17 protein-coding genes are annotated in these 16,979 nt (G+C 63.3%); 7 read left to right on the forward strand and 10 right to left on the reverse strand.

Translation table 11 applies throughout. The features are described 5' to 3' along the window. Positions 1 to 38: 38 nt before the first annotated feature. From J5M71_RS08660 to J5M71_RS08670, 3 genes are read right to left on the reverse strand one after another with little or no spacing between them, the layout of a single operon-like run. Complete coding sequence (locus tag J5M71_RS08660; protein WP_063912362.1) at positions 39 to 809, reverse strand: MetQ/NlpA family ABC transporter substrate-binding protein; 771 nt, start codon at positions 807 to 809, stop codon at positions 39 to 41. A 42-nt stretch (positions 810 to 851) separates the two neighbouring features. After that, positions 852 to 1,523 carry a methionine ABC transporter permease gene (locus J5M71_RS08665; protein WP_063912363.1) on the reverse strand — a complete coding sequence of 224 codons (672 nt, stop codon included), beginning with the start codon at positions 1,521 to 1,523 and terminating at the stop codon, positions 852 to 854. Further along, positions 1,523 to 2,530 (reverse strand): methionine ABC transporter ATP-binding protein, encoded by a 1,008-nt coding sequence (locus J5M71_RS08670; protein ID WP_003256960.1) that lies wholly within the window; start codon positions 2,528 to 2,530, stop codon positions 1,523 to 1,525. Before J5M71_RS08670 ends, J5M71_RS08665 begins: the two co-directional genes overlap by 1 nt. A 225-nt stretch (positions 2,531 to 2,755) precedes the next feature. On the opposite strand from J5M71_RS08670, the gene katE reads away from it, so the two are divergent. Further along, entirely contained in the window at positions 2,756 to 4,891 is a 2,136-nt protein-coding gene (gene katE, locus J5M71_RS08675; RefSeq protein WP_207831495.1) for a catalase HPII, read from the forward strand. A gap of 109 nt (positions 4,892 to 5,000) precedes the next feature. Here katE and J5M71_RS08680 read toward each other — a convergent pair whose 3' ends face one another. From J5M71_RS08680 to zur, 4 genes are all read right to left on the reverse strand, one after another. Then, positions 5,001 to 5,708: a PA5502 family lipoprotein gene (locus J5M71_RS08680; protein WP_207831497.1), complete on the reverse strand. Its 708-nt coding sequence runs from the start codon at positions 5,706 to 5,708 to the stop codon at positions 5,001 to 5,003. Positions 5,709 to 5,835: 127 nt separating this feature from the next. Beyond that, positions 5,836 to 6,618, reverse strand: coding sequence for a zinc ABC transporter permease subunit ZnuB (znuB, locus tag J5M71_RS08685; protein WP_207831499.1), 783 nt, complete (start codon positions 6,616 to 6,618; stop codon positions 5,836 to 5,838). Then, complete coding sequence (znuC, locus tag J5M71_RS08690) at positions 6,611 to 7,387, reverse strand: zinc ABC transporter ATP-binding protein ZnuC (RefSeq protein ID WP_207831501.1); 777 nt, start codon at positions 7,385 to 7,387, stop codon at positions 6,611 to 6,613. Before znuC ends, znuB begins: the two co-directional genes overlap by 8 nt. Then, the gene (gene zur, locus J5M71_RS08695) at positions 7,384 to 7,869 is read right to left on the reverse strand and encodes a zinc uptake transcriptional repressor Zur (protein ID WP_207831503.1); all 486 of its coding nucleotides are present in this window, start codon (positions 7,867 to 7,869) and stop codon (positions 7,384 to 7,386) included. The genes znuC and zur overlap by 4 nt, the downstream gene beginning before the upstream one ends. Before the next feature lie 18 nt (positions 7,870 to 7,887). Between zur and J5M71_RS08700 the strand changes: the two genes are divergently transcribed. Then, positions 7,888 to 8,844: a zinc ABC transporter substrate-binding protein gene (locus tag J5M71_RS08700; RefSeq protein WP_207831505.1), complete on the forward strand. Its 957-nt coding sequence runs from the start codon at positions 7,888 to 7,890 to the stop codon at positions 8,842 to 8,844. Positions 8,845 to 8,955: 111 nt separating this feature from the next. Here J5M71_RS08700 and J5M71_RS08705 read toward each other — a convergent pair whose 3' ends face one another. Then, complete coding sequence (locus J5M71_RS08705) at positions 8,956 to 9,906, reverse strand: homoserine kinase (protein ID WP_063912369.1); 951 nt, start codon at positions 9,904 to 9,906, stop codon at positions 8,956 to 8,958. A gap of 69 nt (positions 9,907 to 9,975) precedes the next feature. Next, complete coding sequence (locus J5M71_RS08710) at positions 9,976 to 10,263, reverse strand: DUF2782 domain-containing protein (protein ID WP_013970316.1); 288 nt, start codon at positions 10,261 to 10,263, stop codon at positions 9,976 to 9,978. Between the two features lie 75 nt (positions 10,264 to 10,338). On the opposite strand from J5M71_RS08710, the gene polA reads away from it, so the two are divergent. Next, positions 10,339 to 13,086: a DNA polymerase I gene (polA, locus tag J5M71_RS08715; protein ID WP_207831508.1), complete on the forward strand. Its 2,748-nt coding sequence runs from the start codon at positions 10,339 to 10,341 to the stop codon at positions 13,084 to 13,086. Positions 13,087 to 13,499: 413 nt separating this feature from the next. On the opposite strand, the gene yihA is transcribed toward polA, so the two are convergent. Continuing rightward, on the reverse strand, positions 13,500 to 14,132 hold the full coding sequence (yihA, locus tag J5M71_RS08720; RefSeq protein ID WP_085665602.1) for a ribosome biogenesis GTP-binding protein YihA/YsxC: 633 nt from the start codon (positions 14,130 to 14,132) through the stop codon (positions 13,500 to 13,502). A gap of 201 nt (positions 14,133 to 14,333) precedes the next feature. Here yihA and J5M71_RS08725 point away from each other — a divergent pair, with 201 nt between their 5' ends. The 4 genes from J5M71_RS08725 (at position 14,334) to J5M71_RS08740 (ending at position 16,958) form a co-directional block, all read left to right on the forward strand. Next, on the forward strand, positions 14,334 to 14,636 hold the full coding sequence (locus J5M71_RS08725) for a c-type cytochrome (RefSeq protein ID WP_016484276.1): 303 nt from the start codon (positions 14,334 to 14,336) through the stop codon (positions 14,634 to 14,636). 31 nt (positions 14,637 to 14,667) lie between these two features. Continuing rightward, positions 14,668 to 15,285 (forward strand): c-type cytochrome, encoded by a 618-nt coding sequence (locus J5M71_RS08730; RefSeq protein WP_003256951.1) that lies wholly within the window; start codon positions 14,668 to 14,670, stop codon positions 15,283 to 15,285. Positions 15,286 to 15,458: 173 nt separating this feature from the next. Then, positions 15,459 to 16,091 (forward strand): thiol:disulfide interchange protein DsbA, encoded by a 633-nt coding sequence (dsbA, locus tag J5M71_RS08735; protein WP_207831510.1) that lies wholly within the window; start codon positions 15,459 to 15,461, stop codon positions 16,089 to 16,091. 12 nt (positions 16,092 to 16,103) lie between these two features. Continuing rightward, positions 16,104 to 16,958: an endonuclease/exonuclease/phosphatase family protein gene (locus tag J5M71_RS08740; protein ID WP_063912373.1), complete on the forward strand. Its 855-nt coding sequence runs from the start codon at positions 16,104 to 16,106 to the stop codon at positions 16,956 to 16,958. Positions 16,959 to 16,979 lie beyond the last annotated feature (21 nt).

Genomic DNA, 16,979 nt, shown 5'->3' on the forward strand with positions numbered 1-16,979 from the left:
CGGGTTTACCCGCGAAGAGTCCAGCGCGATGTGACGGCTTAGAACGCCGGCACCACAGCGCCTTTGTACTTCTCGACGATGAACTGCTTCACCTCAGGCGAGTGCAGTGCAGCGGCCAGCTTCTTCATCGCGTCCGAGTCCTTGTTGTCCGGGCGGGCAACCAGGATGTTCACGTAAGGCGAGTCGCTGCCTTCGATGACCAGGGCGTCTTTCTCCGGGTTCAGCTTGGCTTCCAGCGCGTAGTTGGTGTTGATCAGGGCTGCATCGACCTGGGTCAGCACGCGTGGAATGGTGGCTGCTTCCAGCTCACGGAACTTCAGGCTTTTCGGGTTCTCGGCAACATCCTTCACGGTGGCCAGGATGTTCTTGTTGTCCTTGAGCTTGATCACGCCGGCCTTGTCCAGCAGCAGCAGCGCGCGGCCGCCGTTGGTGGCGTCGTTGGGGATGACCACGGTGGCGCCGGAGGACAGCTCGTCCAGCTTCTTGATCTTGGTCGAGTACACGCCCAGCGGCTCGATGTGCACGCCAGCCACGCTCACCAGGTTGGTGCCCTTGGCCTTGTTGAACTCATCCAGGTACGGCTGGTGCTGGAAGAAGTTGGCGTCCAGGCGCTTTTCGGCAACCTGCACGTTCGGCTGGATGTAGTCGGTGAATTCCTTGACCTTCAGCTCCACGCCCTCTTTCGCCAGTGCAGGTTTGACGAAGTTGAGGATTTCGGCGTGCGGCACCGGGGTGGCGGCGACAGTCAGCGATTCGGCGTGGGCCGAGAAGGCCGCGACAGCGGCGACAACAGCAAGCAGCTTCTTCATTGATCACTCCTTGTGAGGGCCGCGACGGCCCCCGAACGGGGGTTACTTACGGGAAAAATGCACGACCAGTTTGTCGCCCACGCTCTGCAGGACTTGAACCAGTACCAGCAACAGCACCACGGTGACGACCATCACGTCGGTCTGGAAACGCTGGTAGCCGAAACGGATGGCCAGGTCACCCAGGCCGCCGGCACCGACCACACCGGCCATGGCGGTGTACGACACCAGGGTGATGGCGGTTACGGTAATGGCCGCGAAGATGCCCGGGCGGGCTTCTGGCAGCAGCGCGTTGGTGATGATCTGGCGGGTGGTGGCGCCCATCGACTGGGTGGCTTCGATAATGCCGCGGTCCACTTCACGCAGGGCGGTTTCCACCAGGCGCGCGAAGAACGGTGTGGCACCTACCACCAACGGCGGAATGGCGCCGGCGACGCCCAGCGAAGTGCCGGTGATCAGCACGGTGATCGGGATCATCACGATCAGCAGGATGATGAACGGCAGCGAGCGCAGGACGTTGACGATCAGCGACAGCAGCGCGTAGACGCCCTTTTGCTCGAACATCTGCCGCGGCCCGCAGAGGAACAGCAGCACGCCCAGGGGCAGGCCCAGCAGCACGGTGAAGAACAGCGAGCCGAACAGCATGATCATGGTATCGACGCTGGCCAGCCAGATTTCGGCCCAGTCGACGTTGGCGAAGAAATTCAGGGCGTCCATCAACGCAGTACCTCCATATGTACGTCAGCTGCCTTGAAGCGGGCGAACGCCGCTTCCATGTCACCGCCGATCAGGGCGAGGGTGAGCTGGCCATAGGGGACATCCTTGATGCGGTCGATACGCCCGGCGAGGATGCTGTAGTCCACACCGGTTTCGCGGGCCACGGTGCCCAGCAGCGGCGCGTAGGTGGCGTCGCCCTGGAAGGTCAGGCGCACGATACGGCCTGGTACGTGGGCGAAGTCGTCACGCTGCTCGCCTTCGTCGACCTGCTCGTCTTCCTGGACGAAGCGCTTGGTGGTGGGGTGCTGCGGGTGCAGGAACACCTCGGCCACCGAGCCTTGTTCGACGATCTGGCCCGCGTCCATCACTGCCACGCGGTCGCAGACCCGGCGGATCACGTCCATTTCGTGGGTGATCAGCACGATGGTCAGTTTCAGCTCACGGTTGATTTCGGCCAGCAATTGCAGGACCGAGGCCGTGGTTTGCGGGTCGAGGGCGCTGGTGGCCTCGTCGCACAGCAGGATCTTCGGGTTGGTGGACAGGGCGCGGGCGATGCCGACGCGCTGCTTCTGGCCGCCAGACAGCTGCGCCGGGTACTTTCTGGCATGGTCGGAAAGGCCGACACGGGCCAGCAACTCGGTCACGCGCTTGTCGATTTCGCTGCGCGACAGCTCGCCGGCCAGGGTCAGTGGCAGGGCGACGTTGTCGGCGACGGTCTTGGAGGCCAGCAGGTTGAAGTGCTGGAAAATCATCCCGACCTGCTGGCGGAAGCCGCGCAGCTGGCTGGCGTTGAACGCGGTAACGTCTTCGCCATCTACGATGATCTTGCCGCCGGAGGGCTCTTCCAGGCGGTTGATCAGACGCAGCATGGTGCTCTTGCCGGCGCCGGAATGGCCGATCAGGCCGAACACCTGGCCATCTTCGATGGTCAGGCTGGTCGGATTCAGTGCGGGGATTTCCCTACCGGCGACGCGGTAGGTCTTGTGTACCTGTTGGAACTCGATCACGTAGCGAACCTTGTGGGGCGCATGGAATTTGGGTCAGCGGTTAGCTGGGGTCGCGCATTTTAGCCTTTTCCCATAGCTGTTCTTAGCATTTATTTCGTAATGCACCAATCCTTCGGGCATATCGCGACAACCGGTAATTCTGATTGAACGCTCGGCAAAGCGCTCCGGTCACTACCTGAACAAGCCCGAACGGGCACGCCTGTAGACTGATGAGGAGAGCCGACCATGCCCAGCAAGAACACGGACGCGCCAAAGCACAGCGAGGCCGCCGGCACCCAGACCCCGGACCGGGCCAATACCAACGCCAAGTTGCAAAGCCTGGAGGCTGACCGCAGCGATGCCACAGGCCGTGCGTTGCGTACCAATCAGGGGGTGCGCATCGCCGACAACCAGAACACACTGAAGGCCGGTGACCGAGGCCCCTCGCTGCTCGAAGATTTCATCATGCGCGAGAAGATCACGCACTTTGACCACGAGCGCATCCCGGAGCGCATCGTGCATGCGCGAGGGACGGGAGCGCATGGCTATTTCCAGAGCTATGGCAACCACGCCGAGCTGACCAAGGCTGGCTTCCTGCAGGACCCGGAGAAAATCACGCCCGTTTTCGTGCGATTTTCCACGGTGCAAGGCCCGCGTGGCTCAGCCGATACCGTGCGCGACGTGCGGGGTTTTGCGGTCAAGTTCTACACCGACGAAGGCAACTTCGATCTGGTGGGCAACAATATGCCGGTGTTCTTCATTCAGGATGCAATCAAATTCCCGGATTTTGTCCACGCAGTAAAGCCGGAGCCGCACAACGAGATCCCGACCGGTGCCTCGGCCCATGACACCTTTTGGGATTTCGTCTCGCTGGTCCCGGAGTCTGCCCATATGGTCATGTGGGCAATGTCGGACCGTGCGATCCCGCGCAGCTTGCGGATGATGGAAGGTTTCGGGGTGCATACCTTCCGCCTGATAAATGCCCAGGGTGTGGCCAGTTTCGTCAAGTTCCACTGGAAACCGCGCCAGGGCGTGCATTCCCTGCTATGGGACGAAGCACAGAAGCTGGCCGGCAAGGACGCTGATTTCCAGCGACGCGATTTGTGGGAGGCTATCGAGACCGGCGATTACCCGGAATGGGAACTGGGCGTACAGATCGTGCCGGAAGCGGACGAGCACAGGTTCGATTTCGACCTGCTGGACCCGACCAAGATAATCCCGGAAGAGTTGGTGCCGGTTACACCATTGGGCAAGATGGTCCTGAACCGCAACCCGGACAACTTTTTCGCCGAAGTGGAACAGGTGGCGTTCTGCCCGGCCCATATCGTACCGGGCATCGACTTTACCAACGACCCGTTGCTGCAGGGGCGGCTGTTCTCCTACACCGACACCCAGCTTAGCCGCCTGGGTGGGCCCAACTTCCATCAGATCCCGGTCAACCGCCCCGTCGCTCCCAATCACAACAACCAGCGCGACGCCCTGCATCAGCATGTGGTGCACAAGGGGCGCGCTTCTTACGAGCCAAACTCCATCGATGGCGGCTGGCCAAAGGAAACCCCACCTGCCGCACAGGATGGTGGTTTCGAGAGCTTTCAGGAACGCATCGATGCGCACAAGATCCGCCAGCGCAGCGAGTCGTTCGGTGACCACTTCTCGCAGGCGCGGCTGTTCTTCCAGAGCATGAGCCCGACCGAGCAGCAGCACATCATCAAGGCCTACAGCTTTGAGCTGGGCAAAGTGGAACGTGAGACGATTCGTGCTCGGGAAGTGAATGAAATTCTTGCCAATATCGACTTGAAGCTGGCGGCTGCGGTGGCTGCCAACCTCGGCTTGCCTGCGCCGAGTGCAGGCACGGTGCAAGTGAAGGGTAGCCAGCTTGCGCAGTCGCCTGCCCTGAGCCAGATGAACCACCCGGGCTCGGTTGGCATCAAGGGCCGCAAGATCGCCGTACTGGTGACAGATGGCGTAGACGCTGGCAGCGTGGACAAGCTGGTCAAAGCCCTGGAAGCACACAGTGCCCGACCATTGCTCCTTGGGCCGACCTCAGCACCGGTGAAGGCTGCGGACGGCAAGCAACTACCGGTGGATGCTTCCATGGAAGGGATGCCCTCGATCATGTTTGACGGGATTGTCGTGCCTGGGGGCAAGGCTTCGACCGATGCGCTGGCGGCCAGCGGTTTGGCCAAGCATTTTCTGCTGGAGGGCTACAAGCACCTGAAGGCGATGGTGTTGACCAAAGAGCTTTTGGGCAGCTTGGGGCTGAAAGAAGACAAGGGGTTGCTGCTGGGAGATGAGCAGAAGACCGTGGATGCCTTCGTCAAAGCGGTAGAAGGGCATCGAGTGTGGGAGCGGGAGGCGGCTGCGGAGGCTGTGCCGGCCTAAGGGGCTGCTTTGCAGCCCATCGCGACACAAGGCCGCTCCTGCAGGAGATCGCATTCCCTTGTAGGAGCGGCCTTGTGTCGCGAAAGGGGCGCGCAGCGCCCCCAGATTCTTAACGCTGATGCGGAACCAGAACCACCTGCGCCGGCAGCGACCGCTGAATCTCGTGCTTCTGCTTCAACTCGAACCCGCTGTCGATCTTGCGCACGCGCTTCTCCAGCAAGGTCTTCAGCCAAGGCGCATCCTCGGTGCGCGGCACCTGGAACACCACGTCGCACTGGTAGCTCACCACATCGGCGGCAATGTCATCCAGCTGGCGGCGCATGGCGCGGCTGTCGGTGGTCTTCAAGGCCACCACGGTGCTCGGTGCGGACGGGTCGATGATGCGCGCCTTGGGCTTGGCCTCGGCCGCTTTCAACGCCGCTTCCGCCTTCTCCAGCTCGGCCTTGCGCGCCTGGGTCACGGCATCGCCACCGGTCACCGCCGGGGCCTGCGGCATCAGCGCGCGGGCACGGGCCAGGGCGGTGGCGGCAGCATTCACATCACCCTTTTGCAGGAAGATCTGGCTGCGTTGCAGGTAGGCTTCGGCGAGCTGGCGCTGGTATTGCACCAGGCGCGCGTCATCGGGCGCCTGGGCTTGCAGGGCTGCCAGCTGGTCCTCGGCGGTGGCCAGCTCGTTGCTGGCAATGTTCTGTTGCAACTGCTGCCAGGCATCGGCTTGGGCAGGTGCGGTGGCCTGTTCGACCGGCGCGCTGGAACACGCGACCAGGAACAGGGAAAACGCGGCAACAAGCAGATAACGGAAGGCGAACGGCTTCATTCCTGCGACTCTCTATTTGCGCAAAAAGCGAGCAAGTCTACACCCAGGTGCGCACGCTCGAAAACAAGTCTTACAGACCCTTTACGTGCGAAAAGGTTGCAGGGCGCGCCTTCACGCGCCCTGTTTTTCAGCGTTTGGGCAGGGCCAGGCTCAGCAAGAATAGCACTGCCGCGCAGACCACGATCGACGGGCCGGCGGGGGTGTCCTTGAACCAGGACATGGCCAGGCCGCCGCATACCGCGGTCACGCCCAGCAGGCTGGCGCCCAGGGCCATCTGCTCGGGAGAGCGGGCGTGACGCTGCGCCGCAGCAGCGGGGATGATCAGCAGCGAGGTGATCAGCAACACGCCGACGATCTTCATGGCCACGGCAATCACCACCGCGATCAGCAGCATCAGCGCCATGCGCAGGCCGGCCACCGGCAGGCCTTCGACCATGGCCAGCTCCTCGTGCACGGTGACTGCCAGCAAAGGCCGCCACAGCGCAGCGAGCAGCAGCAGGACCAGCGCGCTGCCGCCGAGGATCCAGCCCAGGTCGGTGGTGCTGATGGCCAGCAGGTCGCCGAACAGGTAGGCCATCAGGTCGATGCGCACATCGTGCATGAAGCTCAGCACCACCAGGCCCAGCGACAAGGTGCTGGGGGCGAGGATGCCGAGCAGGGTGTCGGAGGCCAGCGGTTGGCGTTGTTGCAAGGTCACCAGCAAGATCGCCAGCAACAGGCAGCCCACGGTTACCGCCAGCGCCGGGCTGACGTCCAGGGCAAAGCCCAGGGCCACGCCGAGCAGCGCGGCGTGGGACAGGGTGTCGCCAAAGTAGGCCATGCGCCGCCACACCACGAAGGAGCCCAGTGGGCCGGCCACCAGCGCCAGGGACAAACCGGCAAGCAGGGCGTAGAGAAGAAAATCAGCCATGCTTGCAGTGCGCTCCGTGAACATGGGTGCCAGGGGCGACCACCGAGCCGTGCAGGTCGTGGCTGTGGTCGTGATGGTGATGGTAGATGGCCAGGCTCGGTGCTGCGGTCTGGCCGAACAGCTCGACGAATGCCGGGTCGCCGCTGACCTGCTCGGGGTGGCCCGAGCAGCACACGTGGCGGTTCAGGCACACCACTTGGTCGGTGGCGCTCATCACCAGGTGCAGGTCGTGGGAAACCATCAGCACGCCGCAACCGTGGCGGTCGCGCAGGCGGGTAATGAGGTTGTACAGCTCAGTCTGGCCGACCACGTCAACGCCTTGCACCGGCTCGTCGAGCACCAGCAGCTGGGGTTCGCGCAGCAGCGCGCGGGCCAGCAGCACGCGCTGCATCTCACCGCCGGAAATGGTCTGGATCGGGCTGTCGATGACCTGTTCGGCGCCTACCTCCTGCAACGCCGCCAGGGCTGCCGCACGGTCTACACCGGGCACCAGGCGCAGGAAGCGCAGCACCGACAGCGGCAGCGTGGCATCGACCTGGATCTTTTGCGGCATGTAGCCAATGCGCAGTTTCGGCTTGCGCCATACCTTGCCGCGGTGCGGCTTGAGCAGACCGAGCACGGCGCGCACCAGGGTGGTCTTGCCCGCCCCGTTCGGGCCGATCAGGGTGACGATCTGGCCGGGTGCGACCGACAGGTCGATGCTGTCGAGCACCGCCTCGCCGCCGAAGGTGACGCCGACCTGCTCCAGGCGGATCAGTGCATCGCTCATGCCGCGCTCCGGCAATTGCTGCACAGGCCAACCACTTCCACCGTCTGGGTCTCGACCGTGAAGCCCACGCCCTTGGCGCTGCTGATGATGGCTTCGCTGATGCTCTCCTGTTCCAGCTCGATGGCCACATGGCAGGCCCGGCAGATCAGGAACTGGCCCTGGTGCAGGTGTTCCGGGTGGCTGCAGCCGATGAAGGCGTTGAGCGAGGCGATGCGGTGCACCAGGCCGTTTTCCAGCAGGAAGTCCAGGGCGCGGTATACCGTGGGTGGCGCGGCGCGGCGGCCGTCCTGCTCACTGAGCACGGCGAGGATGTCGTAGGCGCCCAGCGGCTTGTGGCTTTGCCACACCAGTTCCAGCACTCGACGACGCAGCGCGGTCAGGCGCAAGCCCTGGCGGGTGCACAAGGCGTCGGCTTCAGCCAGTGCGCTGTGTACGCAATGGGAGTGATCGTGAGGACGGTTGGCCAGCGGCGTGATGGACATGGGCAGCGACGGTTCTGGATGGAGACGTTATTATGTTACCTGTTTCTGATGACTCGAGTATTCACCGTGTCCCGATTCCTAGTCCTTTTTGTCGCTTTCATCGCATTTTCCGCCCAGGCCGACGTACGCGTGCTGACCAGCATCAAACCCCTGCAGCAGATTGCCGCCGCCGTGCAGGACGGTGTTGGCAGCCCGGAGGTATTGCTGCCGCCGGGCGCTTCGCCGCATCACTATGCACTGCGCCCGTCCGACGTTCGGCGAGTGGGTGATGCCGACCTGCTGTACTGGATCGGCCCGGACATGGAAGGCTTCCTGCCGCGGGTACTGGGCAATCGCAGCAAACCCACGGTGGCCGTGCAGTCGCTGCCGGGCATGAAGCTGCGCCACTTTGGCGAGGACAGCCATTCCCATGAGGAAGAAGACCACGACGACCATGACCACGACCACCGCCCGGGCAGCCTGGACGCGCATCTGTGGCTATCGTCGGTCAACGCGCGGGTAATCGCGGCGAAAATGGCGGCTGACCTGGCGCAGGTCGACCCGGCCAATGCGGCGCGCTACCAGAGCAACCTGAAGGCCTTCGACGAACGCCTGGACGCACTGGATGGGCGGATCAAGGCGCGGGTGGCCGGGATTGCCGGCAAGCCGTACTTCGTGTTCCACGAAGCGTTCGACTATTTCGAGGCCGAGTATGGCCTGAAGCACACCGGGGTGTTCAGCGTGGCGTCCGAGGTGCAACCGGGTGCGCAGCACGTGGCAGCCATGCGCAAGCGCCTGCAGGAAGTAGGCAAGACCTGTGTGTTCAGCGAACCGCCACTGCGGCCGCGACTGGCCGAGACCCTGACAGCAGGGCTGCCGGTGCGCCTGGCCGAGCTGGATGCCCTGGGCGGTACCGACCCGGTGGATGGCAAGGGCTATGAACGCTTGCTGGAGAAGCTGGGTGGCGACCTGGTGGGGTGTCTGGAGCAGCTGTAAGCCTGTGCCGGCCTCTTCGCGGGTAAACCCGCTCCCACAGGGATAGCGCCAGCCTCACGCCTGTCACCGTACCTGTGGGAGCGGGTTTACCCGCGAAGAAGCAGACACGCTCTAGAGGGCGAAGGGCAGGTGCAAAGCCACCTGCTGGCGCTGCGCCAGGCGCACTTCGAACTCGCTCGGGTCATGGATCATCACATCCATCCCGGCAAACGATTCCGCCGCAATCAGGCGCGACAGCCAGAAGCGCACGCAACCCACGCGCAGCATCTCCGGCCACAGCTCGGCCTCGGCCGCGGTAAACGGCCGCAGCGCCGCATAGGCCGCCAGCAGTGCCTGGGCGCGCGGCACATCGATCGCGCCGTGTTCATCCAGGCACCAGTCGTTCACGGTGATGGCGATGTCATACAGCATCGGCCCGGAACAGGCGTTGTAGAAGTCGATCACACCGGTCAGATGGGTGCCTTCGAACATCACGTTGTCGCGGAACAGGTCGGCATGCAGGTTGGCCCGTGGCAGGGCAAGGATCTGTGCCTTGTGCGCGCTGATTTCATCCAGCGCCGGCTGCAGCAGCGTGGCTTGCTCGGCGGTAAGGCGCGGCAGCAGCTCGGCACCCGAGGCCAGCATCCAGTCCAGGCCGCGGTCGGTGCGGCGCTCGATGATGTGCTCGCGGGTGGCCAGGTGAATGTGCGCCAGCAGTTCGCCAACCTGTGCGCAGTGCTGGGCGTTCGGTGCCTTGATGTGCTTGCCCGACAGCCGTGGCTGCAGCAGCGCCGGCTTGCCGCACAGCTCGCGCAGGCCGTTGCCGTCGCGGTCACGTATCGCGTAGGGCACTGGCATGTCGGCAGCGTGCAGGGTGTCGAGCAGTTCGATGAAGAACGGCATGTCCTCGCTGGGCCCGCGCTCGATCAGCGTCAGGACGAACTCCCCCTGTTCGAGGCTGACGAAGAAATTGCTGTTCTCGGTGCCGGCGGCGATGCCCTGGAAATCGAGCAGACGACCCAGCGCGTACGGCGCCAGAAAGGTTTCCAGCTCAGGCCGGGTCACGGGGGTGAAAACTGACATGATGAAAATTTGCCCATACGGGCACTTCCGCCGGGAAGTGCCGGGTTGATGTGAACGGTGCGCGTCAGATTACCACTCGAAGATCTTCCAGGACGGAATCAGCATGTCCGGCTGGTCGGATCGAATGAAATTGCCATCAGAGCCATCGGCGCGTACCAGGAAATAAGGCTTGCCGTTTTTCGGCGTGATCTTGATCGCATACAGGAAGCCGTTCTGCCGGTACTCCTGGATGGTTTTGTCGCCTTCCGTGCGAATGGTCACCTCGGGATCGGCCGAGGGGGCGTCGTCCGCCGCCAGGGTGACGACTGGCATGGTTGCCAACAGACCGAGCAGTAACAGGCGATTGAGTGTACGCATGATAACCTTGTCCCTTTGTCGTCAATGATTCTGGCTATTCTAGCGCCGGACCCGTCGAAAAGGTTGATTCTGCTCATGAGCCAAGCGCCCCTCGTCCTGGTGGACGGTTCCTCCTACCTGTACCGCGCCTTTCACGCGCTGCCGCCGCTGACCACCTCCAAGGGCATGCCGACCGGCGCGGTGAAGGGGGTGCTGAACATGCTCAAGAGCCTGCGCAAGCAATACCCCGACAGCCTGTTCGCGGTGGTGTTCGATGCCAAGGGCGGTACCTTCCGCGATGCCATGTTCGCCGAATACAAGGCTAACCGCCCGAGCATGCCGGACGACCTGCGGGTGCAGATCGAGCCGCTGCATGCCAGCGTCAAGGCGCTGGGCTACCCGCTGCTGTGCGTCGAAGGGGTCGAGGCCGACGACGTGATCGGCACCCTGGCGCGCAGCAGTGCGGCCCTGGGCCGGCCGGTCATCATCTCGACCGGTGACAAGGACATGGCGCAGCTGGTGGACGGGCACATTACCTTGGTCAACACCATGACCGGAAGCGTGCTGGACGTGGCCGGCGTGCACGAGAAATTTGGCGTCGGCCCGGAACACATCATCGACTTCCTGGCACTGATGGGCGACAAGGTCGACAACATCCCCGGCGTACCGGGTGTGGGCGAAAAAACCGCAGTCGGCCTGCTGACCGGCATCGGCGGCGGCCTCAGTGACCTGTACGCCAACCTGGACAAGGTCCCGACGCTGGCCATTCGTGGTGCCAAGACCCTGCCGGCCAAGCTGGAGGAGCACCGCGACGCGGCGTTCCTGTCCTATGAGCTGGCTACCATCAAGGTCGATGTGCCCCTGGACATCGAAGTAGATGCCCTGGTGTGCGGCGAGCCGGACCGTGAAGCGTTGCTGGCGCTGTACACCGAGATGGAGTTCAAGAGCTGGGTCGCCGAGGTGCAGCGCGACGCGGCCAAGGCCGGTGACGACATCGCGCCGGTCGCGGAGCCGGCGGCCAAGGTCGAGCCCAGGTACGAAACCATCCTCGACCAGGCCCGTTTCGACTTCTGGCTGGAGAAGCTGCGCCAGGCGCCACTGTTCGCCTTCGACACCGAGACCACCGGCCTGGACGCCCAACAGGCGCAGCTGGTCGGCCTGTCGTTCTCTGTCGATCCCCATGAAGCGGCCTATGTGCCGCTGGCCCATGACTATGAAGGGGCGCCGGTTCAACTGGACCGCGCCGCCGTACTGCTGGCGCTGAAGCCGCTGCTGGAAGACCCGGCCAAGGCCAAGGTCGGGCAGAACGCCAAGTACGACATCAACATCCTCGCCAACGGCTCCCCCGCCATCGAAATGCGCGGCGTGGCCTACGACACCATGCTCGAGTCGTACGTGCTGAACTCCACCGCCACCCGTCACGACATGGACAGCCTGGCGCAGAAGTACCTCGACCACACCACCATCGCCTTCGAGGACATCGCCGGCAAGGGCGCAAAGCAGCTGACGTTCAACCAGATCCACCTGGACAAGGCCGGCCCCTACGCCGCCGAAGACGCCGACATCACCCTGCGCCTGCACCACGCGCTACAGGCGCGCCTGGCGCAGACGCCGAGCGTGCAGCCGGTGCTGATGGACATCGAGATGCCGCTGGTGCCGGTGCTGGCCAAGATCGAGCGCCAAGGGGCGCTGGTCGATGCCGCGCTGCTGCAGGTGCAGAGCGGTGAGCTGGGGGTGAAGATGGCCGAGCTGGAGCAGCGTGCCTATGAGCTGGCCGGAGAGGAGTTCAACCTTGGCTCGCCCAAGCAGCTGGGCGCGATCCTCTACGACAAGCTGGGCATGCCGGTGCTGAGCAAGACCACCAAGGGCCAGCCATCCACGGCAGAAGCGGTGCTCGACGAACTGGCCGAGCAAGGCTACCCGTTGCCGGAGGTACTGATGCAGTACCGCAGCCTGAGCAAGCTCAAGAGCACCTACACCGACAAGCTGCCGGGGCAGATCAACCCGCGCACCGGGCGTATCCACACCTCCTACCAGCAGGCGGTGGCGGCCACCGGCCGGCTGTCGTCGAGCGATCCGAACCTGCAGAACATCCCGATCCGTACTGCCGAAGGCCGGCGCATCCGTCAGGCCTTCATTGCCAGCCCGGGCTACAAGCTGCTGGCGGCGGACTACTCGCAGATCGAGTTGCGCATCATGGCCCACCTGGCCAAGGACGAAGGGTTGCTGCATGCGTTCCGCAATGACCTGGACGTGCACCGTGCCACGGCGGCGGAAGTGTTCGGCGTGGCGTTGGCCGACGTCACCACTGACCAGCGCCGTAGCGCCAAGGCCATCAACTTCGGCCTGATCTACGGCATGAGCGCCTTTGGCCTGGCCAAGCAGATCGGCGTCGACCGCAAGCAGTCGCAGGACTACATTGACCGCTATTTTGCTCGCTACCCGGGCGTGCTGGCCTACATGGAGCGCACTCGCGCCCAGGCGGCGGAGCAAGGCTTTGTCGAAACCCTGTTTGGCCGCCGCCTGTACCTGCCGGATATCAATGCCAAGAACCCGGCCCTGCGCAAAGGCGCCGAGCGCACGGCGATCAACGCGCCGATGCAGGGCACGGCGGCTGACATCATCAAGCGGGCCATGGTCAATGTGGATAACTGGCTGACCGAGAGCGGGCTGGATGCCCGGGTGATCCTGCAGGTACACGATGAACTGGTGCTGGAAGTGCGCGAGGACCTGGTGGCGCAGGTGAAAGATGAAATTCGCCAGCACATGAGCCGGGCTGCGCAGCTGGATGTGCCGCTGCTGGTCGAGGCAGGAATTGGTGCGAACTGGGACGAAGCTCACTGATCGAGCGGGGAAAGCTGGGCAGGATCCGTGACATGGGGACGCGGGTCCTGGCTCCGCTCAGTGCCAGTGGTGCTGAGGTTTCATGAAACTATCGCAAATAGTTTTCAGGGCTTTGGAACTTAACCGGTGAAGCGGAACTCAGAGTAACTGAATGGCTGGTGAAGCCTTTCGATGCTCCTATGTTGTGTTAAGTGTTGGCAGATATCTGGACCCCGCCCTAGCGGTCCGGACTTGGACCCCGAACTTCTCCCTCCCCATACGAAGTCCGGGGTTTTTTTTGCCCGGAATTTGCCTTGAGTCTGGTGAAGGAACACTGTGGGAGCGGGCGCGCCCGCGAACCTGGGCGAAGCCCAGGCCATGCTCCGCGCTGGATTCTTCGCGGGCATGCCTGCTCCCACAGGTTGAGCAAACCTTCAAATGACTGGCTTGTCTTCCAGCTCCATCCAGTCCGCCAGCACCCGGTAGGCCTCTTCCACGCCCAGGCGCTTGGGCGCCGAGAACAGCTGGATGGTCACGCCATCGCCCCAGCCCTTGCGGATTTCCGATTGCACCTTGAGCAGGGTGTTCTTGCCTGCGCCGTGGGTCAGCTTGTCGGCCTTGGTCAGCAGGATGTGCATCGGCATGCTGCTGGCCTTGGCCCAATCGAGCATCATCTTGTCGAAGTCGGTCATCGGGTGGCGCACATCCATCATCAGGATCACGCCACGCAGGCACTCCCGGCTACCCAGGTAGGCTTCCAGGTGTTTCTGCCAGTGCTGCTTGAGCGGAATCGGGACTTTTGCATAACCGTAGCCAGGCAGGTCGACCAAACGCCGTTCATCGTCCAGACTGAAGAAATTCAACAGCTGGGTGCGCCCGGGGGTTTTCGAGGTGCGCGCCAGGCTGGCATGAGTCAGGGTATTGAGGGCGCTGGATTTGCCGGCGTTGGAGCGGCCGGCGAAAGCCACCTCGTAACCCTGGTCGTCCGGGCATTGTTCGACCTTGGCAGCGCTGAGGGCGAATTTGGCTTTCTGGCAGAGGCCGAGGATGGGGTTCTTGACTTGCATGGGATATCCGATGTGGGTGTTGCCTGACTCTTTGGGCCCGAGCCTGGCAAGCGGTGTCGTTTCCGTTTGGATGGCGGAAGTATATAATGCCCCAGTTTTTGTGTGCTCATTCTCCCGGCGAAGGAGAACGGGCATGGGGTGTCGAACAATAGCTCGCGCAACAGAACGCAGCGCGGCCCCCAACCCTGAAGGTCGTTCCGCATGGCGAAATGGCTGCTTGCTGTCGGTATGTTCCTGCCGGTTTTCAGCGCACAGGCTACACAGGATCCCGAGGTGTTGTACAACCGCACGTGTGCGGCCTGTCACACCGGGCAGTTGCCACAGGCACCCAGGCAGGGTGACCGGGCAGCATGGGAGCCACGGCTGGCGCAAGGCATGGATGTACTGGTGAAGCACGTGACCCAGGGTTTCAAGGCTATGCCGCCGCGTGGATTGTGCATGGACTGCAGTGCCGAGGACTACCGTTTGGTCATCCTTTGGATGAGTGGCAGTCCCGATACATAACATTTCACCCTTAGCCGTGTTGGATTAGCTGATGAACAAACTAGTCGTGAGTCTGCTGTTGACCCTGGGTGTCGCAGGTGCGGCCACTGCTGCGCAACCCGTCAAAGGCGATGCCGCCGCCGGCCAGGCCAAGACGGCCGTCTGTGGCGCCTGCCACAACCCCGACGGCAACAGCCTGGCACCGAACTTCCCGAAACTGGCCGGCCAAGGCCAGCGCTACCTCGAAAAACAATTGCACGATATCAAGTCGGGCAAGCGTACCGTGCTGGAGATGACCGGCATGCTGGCCGCATTCAGCGACCAGGACCTGGCCGATATCGCCGCCTACTTCTCCAGCCAGAAAGGCAGCGTGGGCGCGGCCGATCCCAAGCTGGTCGAACGTGGCCGGGCGCTGTTCAACGGCGGCGACCTGGAAAAAGGCATGCCCGCCTGCACCGGCTGCCACTCGCCGAACGGCGCCGGCATCGCCCTGGCCGGCTTCCCGCACCTGGGCGGGCAGCACGCGCAGTACGTGACCAAGCAGCTCACCGACTTCCGCGAAGGCAACCGCACCAACGATGGCGATGCCATGACCATGCGCACCATCGCCGGCAAGCTGAGCAACCACGACATCGAGGCGTTGGCCAGTTACATCCAGGGCCTGCACTGAGGCCATTACAGGCGGCGCATTAACTTTCAGTTAATGTTGTAGGCCAATGATGAAAGGGCGGCCGGACCGCCCTTTTTTCCGTCCGCAGCCGTTACACTACAGAACTCGGCCCCTTCCCGGCCTGTCTCAGTACAGGTCGCGTCGTGGCGACAATGACTGCCCAGGAGTAAAGCATGCGTAAACTGATTCTCAGCGCCGCGCTGGTCGCTGCCAGCGTATTCGGTATGACTGCCGTCCAGGCCGCCGAGCCTGTTGCCGGCAAGGAATACCTCGAGCTGAGCAACCCTGTTCAAGTTTCCGTGCCTGGCAAGATCGAAGTGGTCGAGCTGTTCTGGTACGGCTGCCCACACTGCTACCACTTCGAGCCAACCATCAACCCATGGGTTGAAAAGCTGCCCAAGGACGTCAACTTCAAGCGCGTACCGGCCATGTTCGGTGGCGCGTGGGACGCCCACGGCCAGATGTTCCTGACCCTGGAAGCCATGGGCGTCGAGCACAAGGTGCACGCCGCGGTGTTCGATGCCATCCAGAACCAGCGCAAGCGCCTGACCGACCCGCAGGACATGGCCGACTTCTTCGCCACCCAGGGCGTGGACAAGGACAAGTTCCTCGCCACCTTCAACTCGTTCGCCATCAAAGGCCAGGTCAACCAGGCCAAGGAGCTGGCGAAGAAGTACGAGATCACCGGCGTACCGAGCATGGTGGTCAACGGCAAATACCGCTTCGACCTGGGTACCGCCGGCGGGCCGGAAGGCGTACTGAACGTTGCCGACCAGCTGATCGCCAAGGAGCGCGCCGCTAAGTAAGCGGCGTAACCCATGCGCCGCTTCAGAACCGCGCGTGGCATTGGCTTGCACCAGCCGCAGGTCAACGAACATCACCTGCAGGCCCCGGGCCTGCCGGAGGATGGTCGCCTGCGGCTGCTCAGTTTCAACATCCAGGTGGGCATCAGCACCGAGCGCTACCGGCATTACCTGACCCGCAGCTGGCAGCACCTGCTGCCGCACAACGGTCGTGCCGGCAACCTGCAGAAGATTGGCCAACTGCTGGGCGACTTCGACCTGGTGGCCTTGCAGGAGGCCGATGGCGGCAGCCTGCGCTCGGGCTACGTCAACCAGGTCGAGCACCTGGCCCACCTGGGCGCCTTCCCCTACTGGTACCAGCAACTCAACCGCAACCTTGGGCGTTTTGCCCAGCACAGCAATGGCGTGCTCAGCCGCCTGAAGCCGCAGCTGCTCGAAGACCACCCGCTGCCCGGCCCAGCTGGGCGTGGTGCGATCCTGGTGCGTTTTGGCGAGGGTGAAGATGCGCTGATCGTGGTGATGATGCACCTGGCCCTCGGCGCCAAGACCCGCGCCCTGCAGCTGGGCTACATCCGCGAGCTGATTGGTGGCTACCGCCACCAGGTGCTGATGGGCGACATGAATACCCATGCCACCGACCTGCTGGAGCACTCGCCGCTGCGCGACCTGGGCCTGATTGCCCCGCAAGTCGAAGCCACCTTCCCCAGCTGGCGCCCACAGCGTTGCCTGGACCACATCCTGCTCAGCCCAAGCCTCACGCTGGAGCGTGTCGAGGTGCTGGCGCAGCCAATTTCCGACCACCTTCCCGTTGCTGTCGAGATTCGATTGCCTGATGCATTGACTGTGGATACGCTGCCGGTCCTGAGCTAATTGCCATCACCGTTTGCGGAC

Source organism: Pseudomonas sp. 43(2021) (assembly GCF_017490805.1).
Lineage (GTDB): Bacteria > Pseudomonadota > Gammaproteobacteria > Pseudomonadales > Pseudomonadaceae > Aquipseudomonas.